This window comes from Herbaspirillum sp. CF444 (genome assembly GCF_000282135.1).
Taxonomy (GTDB): Bacteria; Pseudomonadota; Gammaproteobacteria; order Burkholderiales; family Burkholderiaceae_D; genus Herbaspirillum.
Map to the genome: position 1 here is coordinate 276647 of NZ_AKJW01000018.1, position 16236 is coordinate 292882.

14 protein-coding genes are annotated in these 16236 nt (G+C 61.8%); 6 read left to right on the forward strand and 8 right to left on the reverse strand.

Going from position 1 to position 16236, the window contains the following annotated elements:
* Positions 1-187: 187 nt before the first annotated feature.
* The 3 genes from PMI16_RS04745 to PMI16_RS04755 are packed head-to-tail and all read left to right on the forward strand — an operon-like array spanning position 188 to position 2656.
* The gene (locus PMI16_RS04745; RefSeq protein WP_007876905.1) at positions 188-1819 is read left to right on the forward strand and encodes a sensor histidine kinase; all 1632 of its coding nucleotides are present in this window, start codon (positions 188-190) and stop codon (positions 1817-1819) included.
* A complete protein-coding gene (locus tag PMI16_RS04750; RefSeq protein ID WP_007876907.1) occupies positions 1812-2267 on the forward strand; it encodes a response regulator in 456 nt (151 codons plus the stop codon). The genes PMI16_RS04745 and PMI16_RS04750 overlap by 8 nt, the downstream gene beginning before the upstream one ends.
* Positions 2264-2656: a response regulator gene (locus PMI16_RS04755; protein WP_007876909.1), complete on the forward strand. Its 393-nt coding sequence runs from the start codon at positions 2264-2266 to the stop codon at positions 2654-2656. Before PMI16_RS04750 ends, PMI16_RS04755 begins: the two co-directional genes overlap by 4 nt.
* 8 nt (positions 2657-2664) lie before the next feature.
* Here the strand turns inward: PMI16_RS04755 and PMI16_RS04760 are convergent, their stop codons facing one another.
* Both PMI16_RS04760 and PMI16_RS04765 read right to left on the reverse strand, forming a co-directional pair.
* A complete protein-coding gene (locus tag PMI16_RS04760; RefSeq protein ID WP_007876911.1) occupies positions 2665-3429 on the reverse strand; it encodes a glutamine amidotransferase in 765 nt (254 codons plus the stop codon).
* Between the two features lie 203 nt (positions 3430-3632).
* On the reverse strand, positions 3633-4061 hold the full coding sequence (locus tag PMI16_RS04765; RefSeq protein ID WP_007876913.1) for a TOBE domain-containing protein: 429 nt from the start codon (positions 4059-4061) through the stop codon (positions 3633-3635).
* Between the two features lie 213 nt (positions 4062-4274).
* Here PMI16_RS04765 and PMI16_RS04770 point away from each other — a divergent pair, with 213 nt between their 5' ends.
* Both PMI16_RS04770 and PMI16_RS04775 read left to right on the forward strand, forming a co-directional pair.
* On the forward strand, positions 4275-4535 hold the full coding sequence (locus PMI16_RS04770; protein ID WP_007876915.1) for a DUF1488 family protein: 261 nt from the start codon (positions 4275-4277) through the stop codon (positions 4533-4535).
* 343 nt (positions 4536-4878) lie between these two features.
* On the forward strand, positions 4879-7071 hold the full coding sequence (locus PMI16_RS04775) for a putative bifunctional diguanylate cyclase/phosphodiesterase (RefSeq protein WP_237719784.1): 2193 nt from the start codon (positions 4879-4881) through the stop codon (positions 7069-7071).
* Positions 7072-7130: 59 nt separating this feature from the next.
* Here PMI16_RS04775 and PMI16_RS04780 read toward each other — a convergent pair whose 3' ends face one another.
* Positions 7131-8060 carry a hypothetical protein gene (locus PMI16_RS04780; RefSeq protein WP_007876917.1) on the reverse strand — a complete coding sequence of 310 codons (930 nt, stop codon included), beginning with the start codon at positions 8058-8060 and terminating at the stop codon, positions 7131-7133.
* Between the two features lie 41 nt (positions 8061-8101).
* On the reverse strand, positions 8102-9526 hold the full coding sequence (cls, locus tag PMI16_RS04785; protein ID WP_007876918.1) for a cardiolipin synthase: 1425 nt from the start codon (positions 9524-9526) through the stop codon (positions 8102-8104).
* Between the two features lie 23 nt (positions 9527-9549).
* Here cls and PMI16_RS25715 point away from each other — a divergent pair, with 23 nt between their 5' ends.
* Complete coding sequence (locus tag PMI16_RS25715; protein WP_157212521.1) at positions 9550-10224, forward strand: hypothetical protein; 675 nt, start codon at positions 9550-9552, stop codon at positions 10222-10224.
* A gap of 7 nt (positions 10225-10231) precedes the next feature.
* Here PMI16_RS25715 and PMI16_RS04795 read toward each other — a convergent pair whose 3' ends face one another.
* The 4 genes from PMI16_RS04795 to PMI16_RS04810 all read right to left on the reverse strand — a co-directional run bounded on the left by PMI16_RS04795 (position 10232) and on the right by PMI16_RS04810 (position 16143).
* Entirely contained in the window at positions 10232-12868 is a 2637-nt protein-coding gene (locus PMI16_RS04795; RefSeq protein ID WP_007876920.1) for a sulfite reductase flavoprotein subunit alpha, read from the reverse strand.
* 131 nt (positions 12869-12999) lie between these two features.
* A complete protein-coding gene (locus PMI16_RS04800; RefSeq protein ID WP_007876921.1) occupies positions 13000-14157 on the reverse strand; it encodes an MFS transporter in 1158 nt (385 codons plus the stop codon).
* A 191-nt stretch (positions 14158-14348) separates the two neighbouring features.
* The gene (locus tag PMI16_RS04805; protein WP_007876922.1) at positions 14349-15212 is read right to left on the reverse strand and encodes an alpha/beta hydrolase; all 864 of its coding nucleotides are present in this window, start codon (positions 15210-15212) and stop codon (positions 14349-14351) included.
* A gap of 19 nt (positions 15213-15231) precedes the next feature.
* The gene (locus tag PMI16_RS04810; RefSeq protein WP_034379143.1) at positions 15232-16143 is read right to left on the reverse strand and encodes a LysR family transcriptional regulator; all 912 of its coding nucleotides are present in this window, start codon (positions 16141-16143) and stop codon (positions 15232-15234) included.
* Positions 16144-16236: the final 93 nt, after the last annotated feature.

A 16236-nucleotide genomic window follows, 5' to 3' on the forward strand; every position in this document is an offset into this window, starting at 1 on the left:
GACGATGCCAGAGCATAACTTGTTGGCATCAGCGTAACTTTCGATGACGTAAATGCAAGAGGTGCATTGATCCGAGCGAGTCCGGATGCTTCCTTAAAATAAAAATCAGAAATTCGGGACGGCAGGCTGGAGTCCGGGGGCGGTCCGATCCATTTTTGACGTGTTTTTCCGGAGAGAGAAGCCGTTTATGAAACTGTTCAAAAAAGGTCTGTTGCTGGTTGCGATTCCTGGCCTGTTTGAATTGGGTTTGCTGGGGGTGTTGTACAAGAGCCAGGAAAACGCCACGCAAGCCGAGGCGCGGACCTTGCATACCAAGGACGTCATCATCCAGGCCGCGGAAGTGCGCGAGCCGGTGTTGCTGCAATCGGCGCGCCTGCGGGCAGCCATCATCCTCAACGATCCCGGCGGTCTCGAAAAGACGGATCTGTGGGAGAGTATCGAAAAAGAAATCAACGAGCTGCGCGATCTCGTCGTCGACAATCCTGCGCAGTTGCGCGCCACGGAACAGATCCGCGCATCGGTGAAGGAATACCGCGCCTGGACCGACAAGCAGATCGAATTGCTCAGGAGCGGTCGTCGTGACGACCTGGTGGCCGAGTTGCGCGATCCGACGACGCTGCGCCTGATTCTGGTCATCCAGCGCCAACTGGCGGATTTCATCAAGGTAGAAGGAGCGCTCGACGATGTGCGTCAGCAGCGTGCGGTCGAGGCGCGCCGGCTGCAGAACATTGCGCTGTGGGTGGCTTTGCTCGGCTCCGTCCTGGCGGCGGCGGTCGCGGCAAAGATCTTCAGCAAGGACGTCGGCGGCCGTCTTGCGGTGCTGACCGATAATGCCAGGCAGCTCAGCGAAGGCGGCGCCCTGGCCACGGCGGTCGGCGGCAGCGACGAGATCACGGAACTGGACCGGGTTTTGCATGAAACCCACGCGCGTCTCAAGCAGGCCGAAGACAACGCGCGCGTCTATCGCGAGCAGCTGGAGCGCCATGCGGGAGAACTGGCGCTGGTCAATGAGGACCTGCAGCGGCAGACGCAGGACAATGAAATGTTCATCTATAGCGTGTCGCACGACTTGCGTTCGCCGCTGGTCAATCTGCAGGGCTTCAGCAAGGAGCTGCATCATTCGATCAAGGAAATGCGTGACACCATTTCCGACAGCAATCTCAACGACAACGACAAGAAACGCATCCACGACATGATTGAAGACGACGTGGAAGTGTCGCTCAAATTCATCCGCACGGCGGTCTCGCGTTCGGCGTCCATCATCGATTCCATGCTGCGCCTGTCGCGCGTGGGGCGCGTCGAATATCAGTCGCAGATGACCGACGTCAACGACATCGTCGGGAGGGTGATCGACGCCATGAGCGCCACCATTCGCCAGCGCGAGGCGGTGGTGCTGTCGCAGCCGCTGCCGGCATGCTATGGCGACCCGACGGCGATTGAACAGATTTTCGGCAACCTGATCGGCAATGCCATCAACTATCTCGATCCCAAGCGTCCCGGCACGGTGCGGATCGGCGTGTTGCCGTCGGACCCCGGCCAGCCGGATTTCCGCACCTACTACGTCAAGGACAACGGCCTTGGCATTCCGGCCGATTACCTCGGCAAAATGTTTTCTGCTTTCAATCGTCTGCATGCGGACGTGGCTCAAGGGGAGGGCGTCGGTCTGGCGCTGATCAAGCGCATCGTGATGCGTCACGGCGGCAAGATCTGGGTCGAATCCACCGAAGGCGTCGGCACCACGTTCTATACCTCGCTGCCGGTGAAGCCGGCAGACAGCCCCGCAAGCCAACTTGCTCAAGGAGAACGGACTCATGGCTGATAGCGAAGAAGTAGGCATTCTGCTGGTCGAAGACGACGACGGTCATGCACTGCTGGTGGAAAAGAATCTGCGTCGCGCCGGCCTGTCGAACGGTTTCCTGCGCCTCAAGGACGGGCAGGAGGCGCTGGATTATTTTTTCAATGCCGACGGCGCGCCGAGCAAGCCGGGCTTCGACTCCATCGTCGTTCTGCTGGACGTCAACATGCCGCGCGTGAACGGCGTCGACGTGCTCAAACGACTCAAGGAAAACGACGTCACCGCGACGATTCCCATCATCATGCTGACCACCACCGATGATCCGCGCGAGATCGAGCGTTGCTACGATTACGGCTGCAACCTCTACATCACCAAACCGGTGGAGTACGAGGCTTTTATCGAAGCAGTGCGCCGCCTCGGATTTTTCCTGCAGATCATCAAAGTCCCGACGGCGGGACGCAACCGCACATGACTGCGTCAGATCCCGTCATCCTGATCATCGAAGACGATGAGGGCCTGCGCATGCTGGCGCGGCGGCGTCTGGAGAAGCGCGGCTACAAGGTCGACAGCGCCGGCAGCATCGTACAGGCACGCAGCATGGTGCGCGACGGCGGATTCGATTTGCTGGTGATCGATTACCAGCTCGACGACAACATGAGCGGCCTGGATTTTTACAATGAGCTGCGCGAAGAGGGCGTGCACATTCCTGCGGTGATGTGCAGCGGTTTTTCCGACGAGTGGCACGTCAATGAAGCGCTGCGCTGCGGCATCGCGCATGTGCTGCCGAAAACCCAGGACTATCTCGACGAATTGCCGGACCTGGTCAGGCTGGTCCTGGAGCAGCAGGCCGGGACGGACTGAGGCGGCGTCTATCCGGCCTGTTCGGCGATGTTGCGCGCAGTGTTGTGTTTTGCCGCGGCTGGCGTGCCGATGCTGGCCAGCCAGCCGTTCCAGAAAGCGTGAGAGGCGTTCTGGAAACTGCGCCCGTATTGCAGCGTCCCGGAACGCAGGCCGGCCAGGCTGGCTTCCTGCGTGTGGGCGATTTCATGGGCATGGCCGATCAGCCATTGCTCCACCATGCGTACGTCGAACTCCGGATGGAACTGCAGCGCCAGGCAATTGCGTCCCCACGAAAACGCCTGGTTGCGATAGCGGTCGGTCGCGGCCAGGTGCTTCGCTCCTTCCGGCAGGTCGAAGGTATCGCCGTGCCAGTGCAGCACGTGGGTGTCGTTGCCGATCAATTCTTCAATGCACGGGATTTCTCCGGCGTGTTCGCCCGGTTGCAAAGGCCCCCAGCCGATCTCCTTGCCCGACGTGCCCGGATAGACGCGCGCGTGCAGCGCCGCCGCCATCAACTGCGCGCCGAGGCAGATGCCCAGCGTCGGCAGGTCGTCCAGCAGGCGCGCGCGCAGCCAGGCGATTTCGGCGCGCAGGTAGGGATAGGCGTCCATGTCGTAGACCGCGATCGGGCCGCCCAGCACCACCACCAGATCGGCGTCCAGCGGCGAGATGGCCGGGAAAGAGTCCACGCCCACTTCGAAATAGCAGACCTCGAAGCCGCGCTTCTTCAGCAGGGGTTCCAGTTGTCCAAGGTTCTCAAACGAGACATGACGTAATGCCAGCACTTTCTTCATCTCTTCTTCCTGTTGCTTTGGCTGTAGCCGCATCGGCGGGAAATGCTTCGCTATATTTTAACGTATACAACGATTGGCCATTGCAAGCAAGGAGGAGCAGGCAATCAAAAAGCCAGGCGCAGGCCTGGCTGAAATGCGGAGCGTGCTGCAACGATCGGTTACGGCCCTGCTCGCGCAGTGAGATTGTCGGTTTGCTATCGGAACTATGCCTTCACGCCGACGATGACGTGCGACGCCTTGAAGAAGGCGACCACAGGCTTGCCGGTCGCCAGGCCCAGCGACTCGGCGCTTGCCTGGGTGATGATCGCCGCCAGCGTCTGGCCGCCCTTGAGGCTGATTTCGACTTCGGTGTTGACCGCGCCTGGTTTGACGGACTTGATTGTGCCTTCCAGGCGATTGCGGGTCGACAGCTTGATGCCGTTGTCCGGCACCGACAGGATGACCCACGGCGCCTTGATCAGCGCGATGGCGTCGCTGCCGACTTGCAGGCCGAGCGATTTGGTGCTGGTGCGCGTGATGACGGCTACCAGGCGGTCGCCGCCGCCGAGCGTGATTTCGATTTCGTCGTTGACCGCGCCGTCGTGGATGGCGGTCACTTTTCCGGAGAATTCATTGCGGGCGCTGGTGAGCATGGGATGTCCTTTGTCTTGATGGGGCGTGACTATAGCTGCACCGATCATAACGAAAATGCGCCAGGGCGTGCGTGCTCATCGCCGATTACCGGCTATATTTTTGCCGATATGAAACGGTGAGGGGTTGCGGCCTGCAGGCGTACTTTCCGCAGTGCGATCTTGTCCGGGGTATGTTACGATGCGGCCCGTTCATGATTCAGTTGATGCCGTTGCATGTCGAAACAACAGTTTTTGCTTGAAAGCCCCAAGGATACCGGCGACGACCGCGTGACCTTCATCATCCGCAACAACGGCACGGTGCTGCCGGGTTTCGTTTCCCGCGCGACGCTGATTTCCATCGGCGGCCTCACCAGCAACAACATCGTTGCACTGTATACCGAACACCGCGCGCGCATCGCCGAGGCGGTCAAGAAGAAACTGGCCGAGCCCGGCCTGCGCCAGTACATTTCCCTCAGCCTGGAAGACCTCCAATAAGTCCTCCGGAAAGCGCATCGCTTTCGCCGGGATCTTCCTCCAATAGTGACGCACGGAAACTCAGCAAGCCCGGCGTAAGCCGGCGCTGTTATTTTGACGTGGAATCGTGAGGCGGGCGCGGCGGGCATGCTAATCTAGCGCCTGCGCGCAAAATGCACGACAAAAAGCAGGGCGCATGGACCGCCGCATCACGGCGCTACCGTGCGACGGCGTCGCACCGGCACTGAAGACGGGCCGGCCATCTTCCCACTGGGAAGACATATAAAAAAATATCTTTGGAGACACAGGCGATGGCACGCAACCGGCAACAGGTTCGCGGCCGGGCCTGATACGGGAAAAAAGCTTGAGAGCATTGCAAAGACGATTATCGAATGCGTTCGTCGCCATTCAGGCACGCTACGGCCGTTCGGCGCGCGCCCGCGGTGCGCATGCACGCGCGCACGCCTACGCTTGCCATCTTCATCAGCAGGTGCGCGCGCCCTCGGCCGATCTGGCGCGCAGTTTCCGTTATTTCGCCGATCAGTCGCTGGTGGGCGTGTACATGCTGCGCAGCGACGGCACCGTGCTGCATGCCAACGACAAGATGGCCAACATGCTCGGTTACGAGTGCGCCGCCGACCTGACCGGCCTGCACATCGGCAACCTGACCGCACCCGAAGATCTCGCCCTGCTGGAAGAAAACCTGCACGCGCGCCTGACCGGCGCGGAGGAGCACGTGCGCTATACCCACCGCATCCTCGGCCGCGACGGTACGCGCCGCTGGGTGGAAGTGCACGGCAGCGTGTGCCAGTACGAAGGCGGCACCGCGCTGGTGGAGATGGCGCTCGACGTCAATCAGAAGGTGCAGTCCGAATGGCAGTCGCGTCTGGCCGACCGCGTGTTCGAATCGACCAGCGAAGGCATCCTGATCACCGATGCCGAGTTCCGCATCCTGGCCGTCAATCCCGCCTTCACGCGCATCACCGGCTATCATCCGGAAGAGGCGATGGACAAGCGTTCGCGCATGATGACCGGCCCCAGTGCGCAAGCGGAGATCAACCGCGGCATGCTGCAGCGCCTGGCCTCGGACGGCCACTGGCAGGGCGAGATGAAAGACCGCCGCAAGGACGGCAGCTGGTATCCTGCCTGGCTGTCGATTTCCGCGATCCGCGACAACCAGGGCGGCATCACCAATTACGTCGGCGTGTTTACCGACAACACCATCCGCAAGGAAGCCGAAAACAAGCTGGCCTTCCTGGCCGACCACGACAGCCTGACGGGCCTGCTCAACCGCAACAGCCTGATGCGGATTTTTGCGCAGCAGATCGAGGCGGCGCAGATCTCCGGCGACACGCTGGCCTTGTTCTTCATCGATCTCGACCGCTTCAAGACCGTCAACGACACGCTCGGCCATCATGCCGGCGATCAGCTGCTGGTGGCGGCGGCGGAGCGACTGCGCGAACAGCTGCGTCCGGACGACGTGCTGGCGCGTTTCGGCGGCGATGAATTCGTGGTGATCCTGGGCGGTTCGCCGCCGCAGGAAATGATTGCGGCGATCGCGCAGCGCCTGATCAACAGCATCCTGCGGCCGTTCACGGTGAACGGCCACGAAATGTTCATCAGCGCCAGCATCGGCAGCGCCGCCTATCCGGAACACGGCGAAGACGCCATCGCGATCCTGAAGAACGCCGACATCGCCATGTACCACGCCAAGGAACGCGGCAAGAACGCCTTCCAGTTGTTCAACAAGGAAATGAGCAATCACGCGCTGGAGCAGATGCTGCTGGAAAACAGCCTGCGCCATGCGATTGAGCGCAAAGAGTTCGAGCTGTACTACCAGCCGCAATTCTCGGCGCTCGACGGCGCCATTTGCGGCGCCGAAGCCCTGATCCGCTGGCGCCATCCGACGCGCGGGCTGGTGGCGCCGGGCATGTTCATCACGCTGGCGGAGCAGACCGGCCTGATCGTGCCGCTGGGCGCCTGGGTGTTGCGCGAAGCCTGCCGCCAGGGCAAGGCCTGGCTCGATCGCGGTTACCAGTTCGGCCGCATCGCGGTGAACCTGTCTCCGCGCCAGTTTTCTTCCGACGATCTGCTGTCGACCATCGACAACGCGCTGGCGCAAAGCGGCCTGCCGTCGGCGATGCTGGAACTGGAAATCACCGAAGGCGCGATCATGCAAAATCCGCAGGAAGCGGTGGTGCTGCTCAAACGCATGCGCGAACTGGGCGTGACGATTTCGGTGGACGATTTCGGCACCGGTTATTCGTCGCTGGCCAGTCTCAAGCAATATCCGCTCGACACGCTCAAGATCGACCGCAGTTTCGTCAAGGGCATTCCCGGCGACGCCGACGACATCGCCATCACCGAAGCCATCATTGCCATTGCGCACAAGCTGCATCTGCAGGTCGTGGCCGAAGGCGTGGAGTCGCAGGAGCAGCACGACTTCCTGCGTGCCGCCGGCTGCGACATCGTGCAGGGCTATCTGCATTCGCAGCCCTTGTCGGCCGGCGAGATCGAAGCGCGCTGGTATCTGGGCGGCGCGCAAGCGGAGACCTGAGCGCCGCCGGATGCATTATTAATGACGCCAATGACGCCAATGACGCCAATGACGGCCCGTCAGTCCGGCGTTTTTTCACCATTCTGGCGTGCATATTCCTTGCGCTTCATCGCCAGGTAATCTCCCTTGTCGACCTCATGCAACTGGCGCGGATAGCGTTCGGTGCCGTTGAACCACGTCTGCAGGCGCTGCTCCAGCTGTTGCGCCGGCGGTGTCGCCAGAGCGCTCAGGTAGGCGTCGATGGCGAGGTAATAGCGCATGGTGTTGCGCTCGACCGTGCCGCGCATGCCGCCGACGTAGTTGGGTTTGCCGTCGCCGGATTTGTCCAGTACGGTGAAGCCGACCTTGTCGCTGCCGGCAGTCGCCAGATAGGCACGCAAAGCCACGCGGCTGGCAAAGCCGTAGGAGTAGGAATACATCAGGTGGATGAAGCTGCGGCCGTCGGCGGTGGGGATCGCTTCCAGCTGGATGCGGTAGTCGCGGGTATCGATCGGCCCTTTGTCGGCGTTGAGGCGGATGTCGAAATAGTCGTCGTCGCTGGCGCTCACGCGGTAAGTGAAATCGAGACGATAAGTGTCCTCCAGCGCCTGATCGAATTTTTTGCCGACCCGCATGCCCAGCGTCGCCGGGTTCTGTCCGGCGCCGACGCGACAGTACTTGGTGTTGAGGTGCAGGATCAATACCTCGCACCAGTGCGCCGGGGAAGTCAGCGCGCCATGCACTTGCGCGAAGGGGTAGTCCAACAGTGCATAGATGTCGCCTTTGATGGCGGACGCGCTCTCGCTTGAATTCAGGTAGATGGGCCGGGCGAACTGGTTATGCGCCAGCTGCGGTTGCAGCGATTGGTACTTCTCTTGCAGGGCGGCGGCGCCGGCAGGCATATCCGCCGCTGTGGCGCACACGCAGAACACTGCCAGCCATGCAGCGGTCAGCAGGGCAATGCAGCGTGTAAAAAATGCGGGCGACGGCGGAAGTTGAAAACTGTGCATGCGGCGTTCCTTGTTGCGTGGACGGTGATCGATAGTCCGGACTACAGCCAGCGCGCCCACAGCCCGGCGCCGAATTCCTTCATGCGGTCGCTGATGGGGCGGTCTTTCCAGGCTTCGGGCGTGATCTCTTTCGATGCCGCAATGTCGCGGTCGAACATGGCCTGCATCTGGGCGCTGAATTGCGGACCCAGGATGACGGCGTTGATTTCCTGATTGTAGATGAAGCTGCGCCAGTCGAGGTTGGTGGAGCCGATGGTGGACCAGACGCCGTCGATCATGGCGGTCTTGGAATGCAGCAGCGCGTCCTGGCGTTCATAGATCCTGATGCCGCCTTCCAGCAGTTCTGCATAGAACGAGCGCGATGCATACAGCACCAGCGCCGAGTCGCTCTTGCTCGGCAACACCAGGCGCACGTCGACGCCGCGCTTGACGGCGCTCTTCAAGGCTTCACGCAGCTGCGGATCGGGAATGAAGTAGGCGTTGGTCAGGTAGACCCTGGATTCGGCATGCTGGATGGCCGAGATGAAGGTCGCATAGATCACGCTGTACGGATCGTCGGGCGAGCTGCCGATGGCGCGCACGATGTCGTTGCCCTGATTGGCGATTTTCGGATAGTAGTTCTTCCTGGCAAGCGCCGGCCCATGCTGTTTTTCCCAGGTGTCGATGAACAGTTTCTGGAATTCGGCAACCACAGGGCCGTCCATGCGCACCTGGGTATCGCGCCAGGGCACTTTGTTTGGATTGTCCTCATCCTTCGGCTTGCGCTTGCGGAACGATCCGCTGGAATACACGCTGCTGATGTTGATGCCCCCGACGAAGGCGATCTTGCCGTCGACGATCAGCAGTTTGCGGTGATCGCGTTGATTGACTTCCCATCCCTTGCGCGCCAGCGCGGGATTGACCGGATTGAATTCGAGCACCTGGATGCCGGCATCGGTCAATGGCTGGAAGAATTCGCGCGGGGTGTTCAGGGTGCCGACGCTGTCGTAGATCAGGTTGACCTGGACGCCGTGCTTCTGCTTGTCGATCAGCAGGTCGGCGAATTGCTTGCCGGTGTCGTCGTTTTCAAAGATATAGGTTTCCATGTTGATGTGGTCGCGCGCCTCGCGGATCGCCGCAAACATGGAGGCATAGGTGGCGGGGCCGTCGATCAGCAGGGTGACCTTGTTGCCGGCCACCAGCGGCGAACCGGTGACGGCTTCCTCGACCGCGAGATGTTTTTCCAGGATCAGGTTGTCCTGGTTGTCTTGCTTGCCGTTCTTGAGCTTGTCGAGCGCCGCCTGGCTTTGTTCGGGCGTGAGGATGCCGCGCCCGCCCTTGATCTGTATGACCTTGGCCGGCTGGCTGTCCATGTCGGGCACGATGCGCGGCAGCGAGCCGCAGCCGGCCAGCAGCAGGGCCAGCAGCAGGCAGCCCGGGAGGAAGGAGCAATGGTCGATGATGTCTCTGAGGTTTTTTTGTTTCATCTTCGCTTATTCGGCAAGACGCGATGACCGGCCTGGTCGGGGTGGAAAGAACGCATCTCACGCCTATTGATGAAATGAGTTCTACGATGACAAGTCGAGTATATGCCCAGTTTTTGCGTGCTTGCCGTCAACTGAGAGCGTTCCGGTCACGAATCGGCGGCGTCCTACAGCAAAAGGCGGCGAGTGCTGACACGCGTGTTGTAATGCGGTGCATTTTTATGACTTGTTTACTGGGAGTCTCGTTCTTTTTAGACGGGCTTTACGGCGGCGTGGCTAAGCTTGTTGCACCAAGACTAGACAACAGGATTGCTATGTATCCGATGGTGTGGCGCAAGCGTTCATCGCTGGTGAACAGATTGCTTTTTCCGGAAACCTTGCCGGTTTTTTCATCCGCGCCGCAGAAGGCGCCCGTGTTGCGCATGCCCGTCTTGCCCGGGCGACCCTCGTTGCCGAAGCAGCGCGAGCGCATGATGCAGATTACGGTGGAAAGGGAAGATGTCACGCGCCTGCGGCAGGTGGTGATGCAAAGCTGCGGCCATTGCGTGTGCTTCATGCGCATGTCGCCGCTGGATCATGCGCGCCGCATGCAGCTGTGCCTGTGCGTGGAAGCCGGCGCGGTGCCGATGGTGATGGATGCCGTGATGTGGGCACTGCCGCAGGCGGAATTCAGCCTGCGGCAGGCAAAGGCAGAAGTTTAGCAGACGCTTAGTAAACGTCCCTGCGGTAGCGGCCTTGCGCAATGAGATCGTCCAGCGCCGCTTCGCCAAGGATGTCGGCAAGCGCCGCGTCCACGCCGGCAGCCATGCCGTCGAGGCTGCCGCAGACGTACAGCACGGCGCCTTCTTCTATCCATGCGATGAGCATGTCGGCGGCCTGGCGCAGCTTGTCCTGCACGTAGACGCGTTCGGCCTGGTCGCGCGAGAAGGCCAGATCGACGCGGCTGAGCATGTCGGCCTGCATCCATTGTTCGATCTCTGCGCGATAGAGGAAGTCGTGTTCGCGTTTGCGTTCGCCGAACAGCAGCCAGTTGCGGCGCAGGCCGAGTTGCACGCGTGCGCGCAGATGGCTGCGCAGGCCGGCGAGGCCGGAGCCGTTGCCGATGAAGATGGCCGGGACCGCTTCCGGCGCCAGCGAGAAGCTGCCGTTTTCCAGCAGGCGCATGTCGATGGCGCTGCCCGGCGGCGCGTACTCGGTCAGCCAGCCGGAGGCGATGCCGAGACCGTCTTCATGCACCGCTTGGCGCACCAGCAAGTGCACGCGGCCATCCGCTGGAATCGACGCGACGGAGTACTTGCGTGAGGCCAGCGCCTGCAAGCCATCGCTCAATCCTTGCGCCGTGATGCCGGAAGGCAAGTTGCCCGTCGCAGGTAATACGCTGCGTGCAAGCGCATCTGCCAGCGTACGCGCCGTGCCTTGATGCTGCACCTCGGTCTTGCCGTCGAGCGCAGTGCGCGAGAGGAACAGCGCGACGCGATCGTCGGCGTGGCGCGGCAGGACTTCCACGAGCGCGCCGGATTGCCAGTTCAGCGCGCGCGCCGAGGGCGCATCGAACTCCAGATGATAGATACCGTGGCCGCAGCTGCCGGCGTTGAGCAGCGTGCGTGTGCGCAGCGTCCAGGCGCCGTAGGCGGCATCCGTTGCCGGTGCGGCGATTTCCTCTTCCAGCGGCGCGCCGCCGGTCAGTGCGCTCAACTCGTGCTGCCACTTGGCCATGCCGGCTGCGGCGTTGTCGTCGACTTCGATCATCGGGAAGAACGCCTCGGCGCCCTGGTTGCGCAGCCAGTGATCGAGCGTGTGGCCGAAGCCGCAGAATTTTTCATAGTGACGATCGCCCAGCGCCAGCATGCCGTATCTGACATGGCCCAGGGTGCTGCCTTGCTGGTGCGCCAGTTGTTTGGCAAAGCGGCGCGCACTGTCGGGCGGTTCGCCTTCGCCGAAGGTACTGACCACGAACAGCACGCGGTGGAAATGGCGCAGCCGTTCGGGGTCCAGCGTCGCCAGCGATTGCACGACGACGGCGACGCCGGCTTTTTGCAATGCGGCTGCCGTGTGCAGGGCGATGCGTTCGGCCTGGCCGGCTTGCGTGGCGTAGGCCAGCAGGACGGCTTCCTTGTTGTCGTTTTGCGCACCGGTTGAAGCGGCAGTCTTGCTCTGGTCGAGCAGCGCGCGTTCGGCGCGGACGGCGCGCTTTTTGCGGCGGCGGTCGAGGTATAGCATCCAGCCGGTGATGCCGAACAGCGGCATGATCAGCGCGGCGATCGTCATGACGATGCGGCCCGGCAAGCCGAAGTAGGTGCCCATGTGCAGCGGATAGATCGCGCCGATGAAGAGGCCGCCCGTACTCTTGTCGGCGAAGCGCTCGTTGAGCTTGATCTCGCCGGTCTGCGGCAATACGTTCAGGCGATTGCGCGCGCGTTCGTGCGAGGCGTCGGGCAACAGGTAGTTGAACTGGACCGGCTGCGTGGCTTTTTCAGGCAGACGCATGCTGACCAGCGTGTAGTTGCCGGCTTCGCCCAGGAAGGTGGTCCAGGCCAGCGTAACGTCGAGCGGTGCAGATTCGCTCTTTTCGGCCTGGTCTTTTTCCTTGTCCTTCTCCATGTTCATGCCCATGCCTTTGGGCTTGTCGCGTTTGGCGCCTTTGGGTTGCTGCGCACGCACCGGCGTCTCCTGTCCGGCCAGGCTGTTGACGCCGGACTTGAACCAGTCGAACGCCCAATACATGCCGGTGGTCGTGAAGATCACGTACATCACCAGCGCCCAGGTGCCGATTACCGAGTGCAGGTTCCACAGGAAAGAGCGGCCGGTGAGGCCGAAATCGAGCCTGAACCAGGCGCGCCAGTTCAGCGCGCGGCGCGGCCAGCGCATGTACAGGCCCGACAGCGCCAGCACCAGCAGGCACATCGACAGACTGCCGGCGACGATCTTGCCGTTGTCGACCGGCAGCAGCAGCCAGCGGTGGAAGCGTTCGATGAACTCGAAGAAATCGTTGCCCGACAACGGCGGCAGCAAGGCGCCGGTATAAGGATCGGCGTAACGCATTTCGCCGCGGCGCACGCCCGGCGGCGGTGCAAAGTTGATGCGGGCGGAAGCGCCCGGTTCGGTGAACAGCGTCAGGTTGGCGACGCGCTCATGCGGGACGTCGGCGCGCAGGCGTTCCAGAATCTGTTGCGGCGCCAGCACCGCTTGCTGACGTACGGCAACATGGACGATGCCGGGATTGAGCCAGTCGGTAATTTCTTCACGGAAAGACAGGATGGCGCCGGACACGCCGATCGCCATCAGAACAGTACCGGCGGTAATGCCGATGAACCAGTGCACCTGGAACCAGATTTTCTTGAACATGTTTTTTCTCTTATTGGCCGGCAGCGAGGAAACCAGCGAGCGGAAGGCGTTTTGCTAAAGCGCTCTATTATAAATGATCAAGGGAATGAGAATTATTCCTGAATGTATCCGGTAGGTTGCAAATGGCCGTTTCAGGCGCGTGCCGTGTCTTTTTGCAACACCATGCTGGCCAGAATCATGGCGGCGACCAGCAAAGCCACCGGCAGCAGCCCGTCATGCAGGAGGAAGCCGGCGATCTGCGTGCCGATGCCCGACAGCGTCAACGCGAGGAACATCAGGAATCCCGACGCCAGGCTGGTCAGCGACTTCGGCACCGACAGCGCACGCGTGACGGTCGAGGGGCCGCGCAGGCCGAGACCGCCGCAGAACAGCATCCAGCACGCGATCAGCGGAGCGACGTGGCGCACGTCCAGCAGGCCCAGCGCGATCAGTCCGGCCACCGAGAACAGTTGGACGATGGCGCCCGCTTTCATCAGTTTGTAGGTGCCGCAACGATGCGCCATGGCGCCGGCGCGCGAGGCGGCGACGATGAAGGACGAGACGCCGCAGACTTGCATCAATGCAAAGATGGCGGGACCGCGTCCGCTCCATTGTTCGATCAGATGCGGCGCGCTGGCGACGAAGGTCACCAGCGCGCCGAAGGTCAGCCCGTAGACCGTGGCGTCGCGCAGGAAGGCGCGGTTTTGCAACAGGGCGGGGTAGCTGACGGTTTCATCGGGCGCATGCAGCACTTGCCGCCCCGGCACCAGCGCCAGGATGAACGGCAGCAGGATCAGCGCCAGCACCGCCACCAGCCAGAAGTTGCCGCGCCAGCCCGACACCAGCAGGATGCCGGTGCCGATGACCGGCGCAATCGCCGGGATGATGGACTCTGCAATGCTGACCCACGAAATCGCGCGCACCGCGTCGGCGTCGGTGAAGCGCCGCCGCAACAACACCGGCACCACCACCGTCGCCGCGCCTGCGCCGACACCCTGGATGGTGCGATAGACGATCAGCGCGTCGACATCCGCAGCCAAGGCGCAGGCCACGCCGGTCGCCGCCAGCAAGGCGATTCCGGCCAGCAGGGTATTGCGCATGCCGAGTTTGTCGGCGACGGCGCCCCAGAACAATTGCGACAAGGCCAGCGCGATCATGAAAGAAGAAATCGTCGCCTGCACGGTCGGCACGTCGCTGCCGAGATCGTGGGCGAGATGCGGCAGTGCAGGGAGGTACAGGTCGGTCGCGAGCATGCCGACGCCGGTCAGCGCGGCCAGAGGGATGATTTGCAGCAAGGGAGGACGGGACATCAATGAAACTCAATCAGGCATCAGGCTCTTGGCATGGAAACATGCAGAGCGCATAACAAGGTGAAAAAAGCGGAGTGCGGTCCCTGATCGTGCAAGTGTTTTGCCATGACAGGCGGATATTGCGGGAGACGCGACTCGAAGAAGGCAGATGATACCACCTGCCTTCTTTTACTCTTGCCGTTCGGGAGGACTCACTTGCCGATCATGGCGATGATGGTGCGCGCCAGATCGCAGTTGCCGTCGGCCAGCTTGTCGATGACATCCAAGTGATGGCCGTCCGCCAGCTTCACTTGCTGCACCGGAAAACCGGCGGCGTGCAGGGCCAGCGCGTAGGCGTTTTTTTGCCGGTGGAACTCCGCCGATTCCGCGCCTCCCGCCGTCAGGATCACGCGCATCGGCGCCGTCGGCAAATGGTGCAGCGGACTGTACTGGCCGACCTGTGTCGCATCCAGCTGCAGGGTCTCGTTGAGATAACACAGGCGTATCGGTTCCAGGTCGTAAAGACCGCTGACGCCGCACAGGCCTTTGATCGCGTCCGCGGGAAGACCGGCGCGGTGCCAGTCGGTGCTTGCCAGCTCCGCCGCCAGGTGGCCGCCGGCGGAATGCCCCACCACGTGAATGCGCTCGGCATCGAAGCCGAACGCCGCCGCTTGCCGGTACAGCCAGCCGAAGGCCGCACGCACGTCGGCGACGATTTCAGGGATGTCGACTTCCGGCGCCAGGCGATAGTTGATCATGGCCACGGCGATGCCGGCTTGCCGGTAAGCCTCGGCGAGATGGCTGAAGTCGTTCTTGTCGAGCGAGCGCCAGTAGCCGCCGTGCACGAAAACGAGCAGCGGCGCATCGGCCTCGGCGACCGGGAAATAATCCAGGGTTTGCAGCCGGTGCGTGCCGTAGTGCAGATTGCTGCGCATGGGCGGCAGGCGGCTCAGTTGTCGGCGATAGTCGCCTGCCTGCTGGTTCCAGCGGTCGAAGATGTCCTGAAAACGCGGTATGCCGGCGCGCACATTGTATTGACGGTCGAGTTGTTCGCGGTCGTAGTGGAGGTAATGCATCGTTGCGTCTCCTATATTCTCATTCGGCAAAATGCTCCGAGATGAAGCCGCGCAGCCATTGATTGCCTTCGTCCTGATTGAAGCGGCGGTGCCAGAAGATGTTGGTTTGCAAGGACGGCAGTCGCAGCGGCGGACGAATGTATTGTAGGTTGAACGGCTGCGCGGCGCTTTCGGCCAGCTTTTGCGGGACAGTGACGATCAGGTCGGTGGTGCTGACGATGTAAGGCACGGCGGTGAAGTGCGGCACGCGAAAGTGCACGTTCGGTCGGATGCCGGCTTTTTCCAGGTTCTGGTTGATGCGGTCGTAGGGACTTTCCAGCGAGGACACCACCAGATGCCGTGCCGCCAGGAATTCCCTGATGGTGGTTTTTTTGTCTGCCAGCGGATGCCCTTGCCGAAACATGCTGACGTAGTTCTGGCGAAACAGGCGGCGCTGATACAAGGCGCCGGACACATTGTCGAAAGCGCCGATGGCGAGATCGACGCGACCCGATTCCATCTCGGTCTTCAGGTCGATCGCGCCGGCGCGCACCGTGCTGATCTGGATGCCCGGCGCCAGGCGGCTGCATTGTTCGATCAGCACCGGCATGAAGTACACCTCGCCGACGTCGGTCATGGCGATCGTGAAATGGCGCTCGCTGGTCTCCGGCGAAAAGGCTTCCTGCCGGTTCAGCGCCTTGGACACATGGATCAGCGCCGACGCCACCGGCTCGGCCAGTTGCTGGGCGAACGGCGTCGGCTGCATGCCTTGCGCCGTGCGTACGAAGAGTGCATCGCCGAAGGTGCGGCGCAGGCGCGCCAGCGCATTGCTGACCGCCGGCTGCGACAGGTTGAGGCGGCGCGCCACGGAAGAGATCTGGCGGTCCTGGAAGACTTCCTGAAACACCACCAGCAAATTGAGGTCGATATCTTTGGGCTCGATCATGCTCATCCAACCATTATTCATATTATCAATGAGCTACATTTTCCCATTTATATCGTAAAAGTCGGATCATTGCATCATTCATAAAAAACGCGGCGTCGC

What these genes read in the sequence shown, in the direction of transcription:
- PMI16_RS04745 (WP_007876905.1), top strand. Translation starts at nt 188, where the DNA reads ATGAAACTGTTCAAAAAAGGTCTGTTGCTGGTTGCGATTCCTGGCCTG.
- cls (WP_007876918.1), bottom strand. Translation starts at nt 9,526, where the DNA reads ATGAAACAAAAAAACCTCAGAGACATCATCGACCATTGCTCCTTCCTC.
- PMI16_RS04810 (WP_034379143.1), bottom strand. Translation starts at nt 16,143, where the DNA reads ATGAGCATGATCGAGCCCAAAGATATCGACCTCAATTTGCTGGTGGTG.
- PMI16_RS04795 (WP_007876920.1), bottom strand. Translation starts at nt 12,868, where the DNA reads ATGTTCAAGAAAATCTGGTTCCAGGTGCACTGGTTCATCGGCATTACC.
- PMI16_RS04780 (WP_007876917.1), bottom strand. Translation starts at nt 8,060, where the DNA reads ATGCACAGTTTTCAACTTCCGCCGTCGCCCGCATTTTTTACACGCTGC.
- PMI16_RS04760 (WP_007876911.1), bottom strand. Translation starts at nt 3,429, where the DNA reads ATGAAGAAAGTGCTGGCATTACGTCATGTCTCGTTTGAGAACCTTGGA.
- PMI16_RS04755 (WP_007876909.1), top strand. Translation starts at nt 2,264, where the DNA reads ATGACTGCGTCAGATCCCGTCATCCTGATCATCGAAGACGATGAGGGC.
- PMI16_RS04750 (WP_007876907.1), top strand. Translation starts at nt 1,812, where the DNA reads ATGGCTGATAGCGAAGAAGTAGGCATTCTGCTGGTCGAAGACGACGAC.
- PMI16_RS04765 (WP_007876913.1), bottom strand. Translation starts at nt 4,061, where the DNA reads ATGCTCACCAGCGCCCGCAATGAATTCTCCGGAAAAGTGACCGCCATC.
- PMI16_RS25715 (WP_157212521.1), top strand. Translation starts at nt 9,550, where the DNA reads ATGACCGGCCTGGTCGGGGTGGAAAGAACGCATCTCACGCCTATTGAT.
- PMI16_RS04770 (WP_007876915.1), top strand. Translation starts at nt 4,275, where the DNA reads ATGTCGAAACAACAGTTTTTGCTTGAAAGCCCCAAGGATACCGGCGAC.
- PMI16_RS04805 (WP_007876922.1), bottom strand. Translation starts at nt 15,212, where the DNA reads ATGCATTACCTCCACTACGACCGCGAACAACTCGACCGTCAATACAAT.
- PMI16_RS04800 (WP_007876921.1), bottom strand. Translation starts at nt 14,157, where the DNA reads ATGTCCCGTCCTCCCTTGCTGCAAATCATCCCTCTGGCCGCGCTGACC.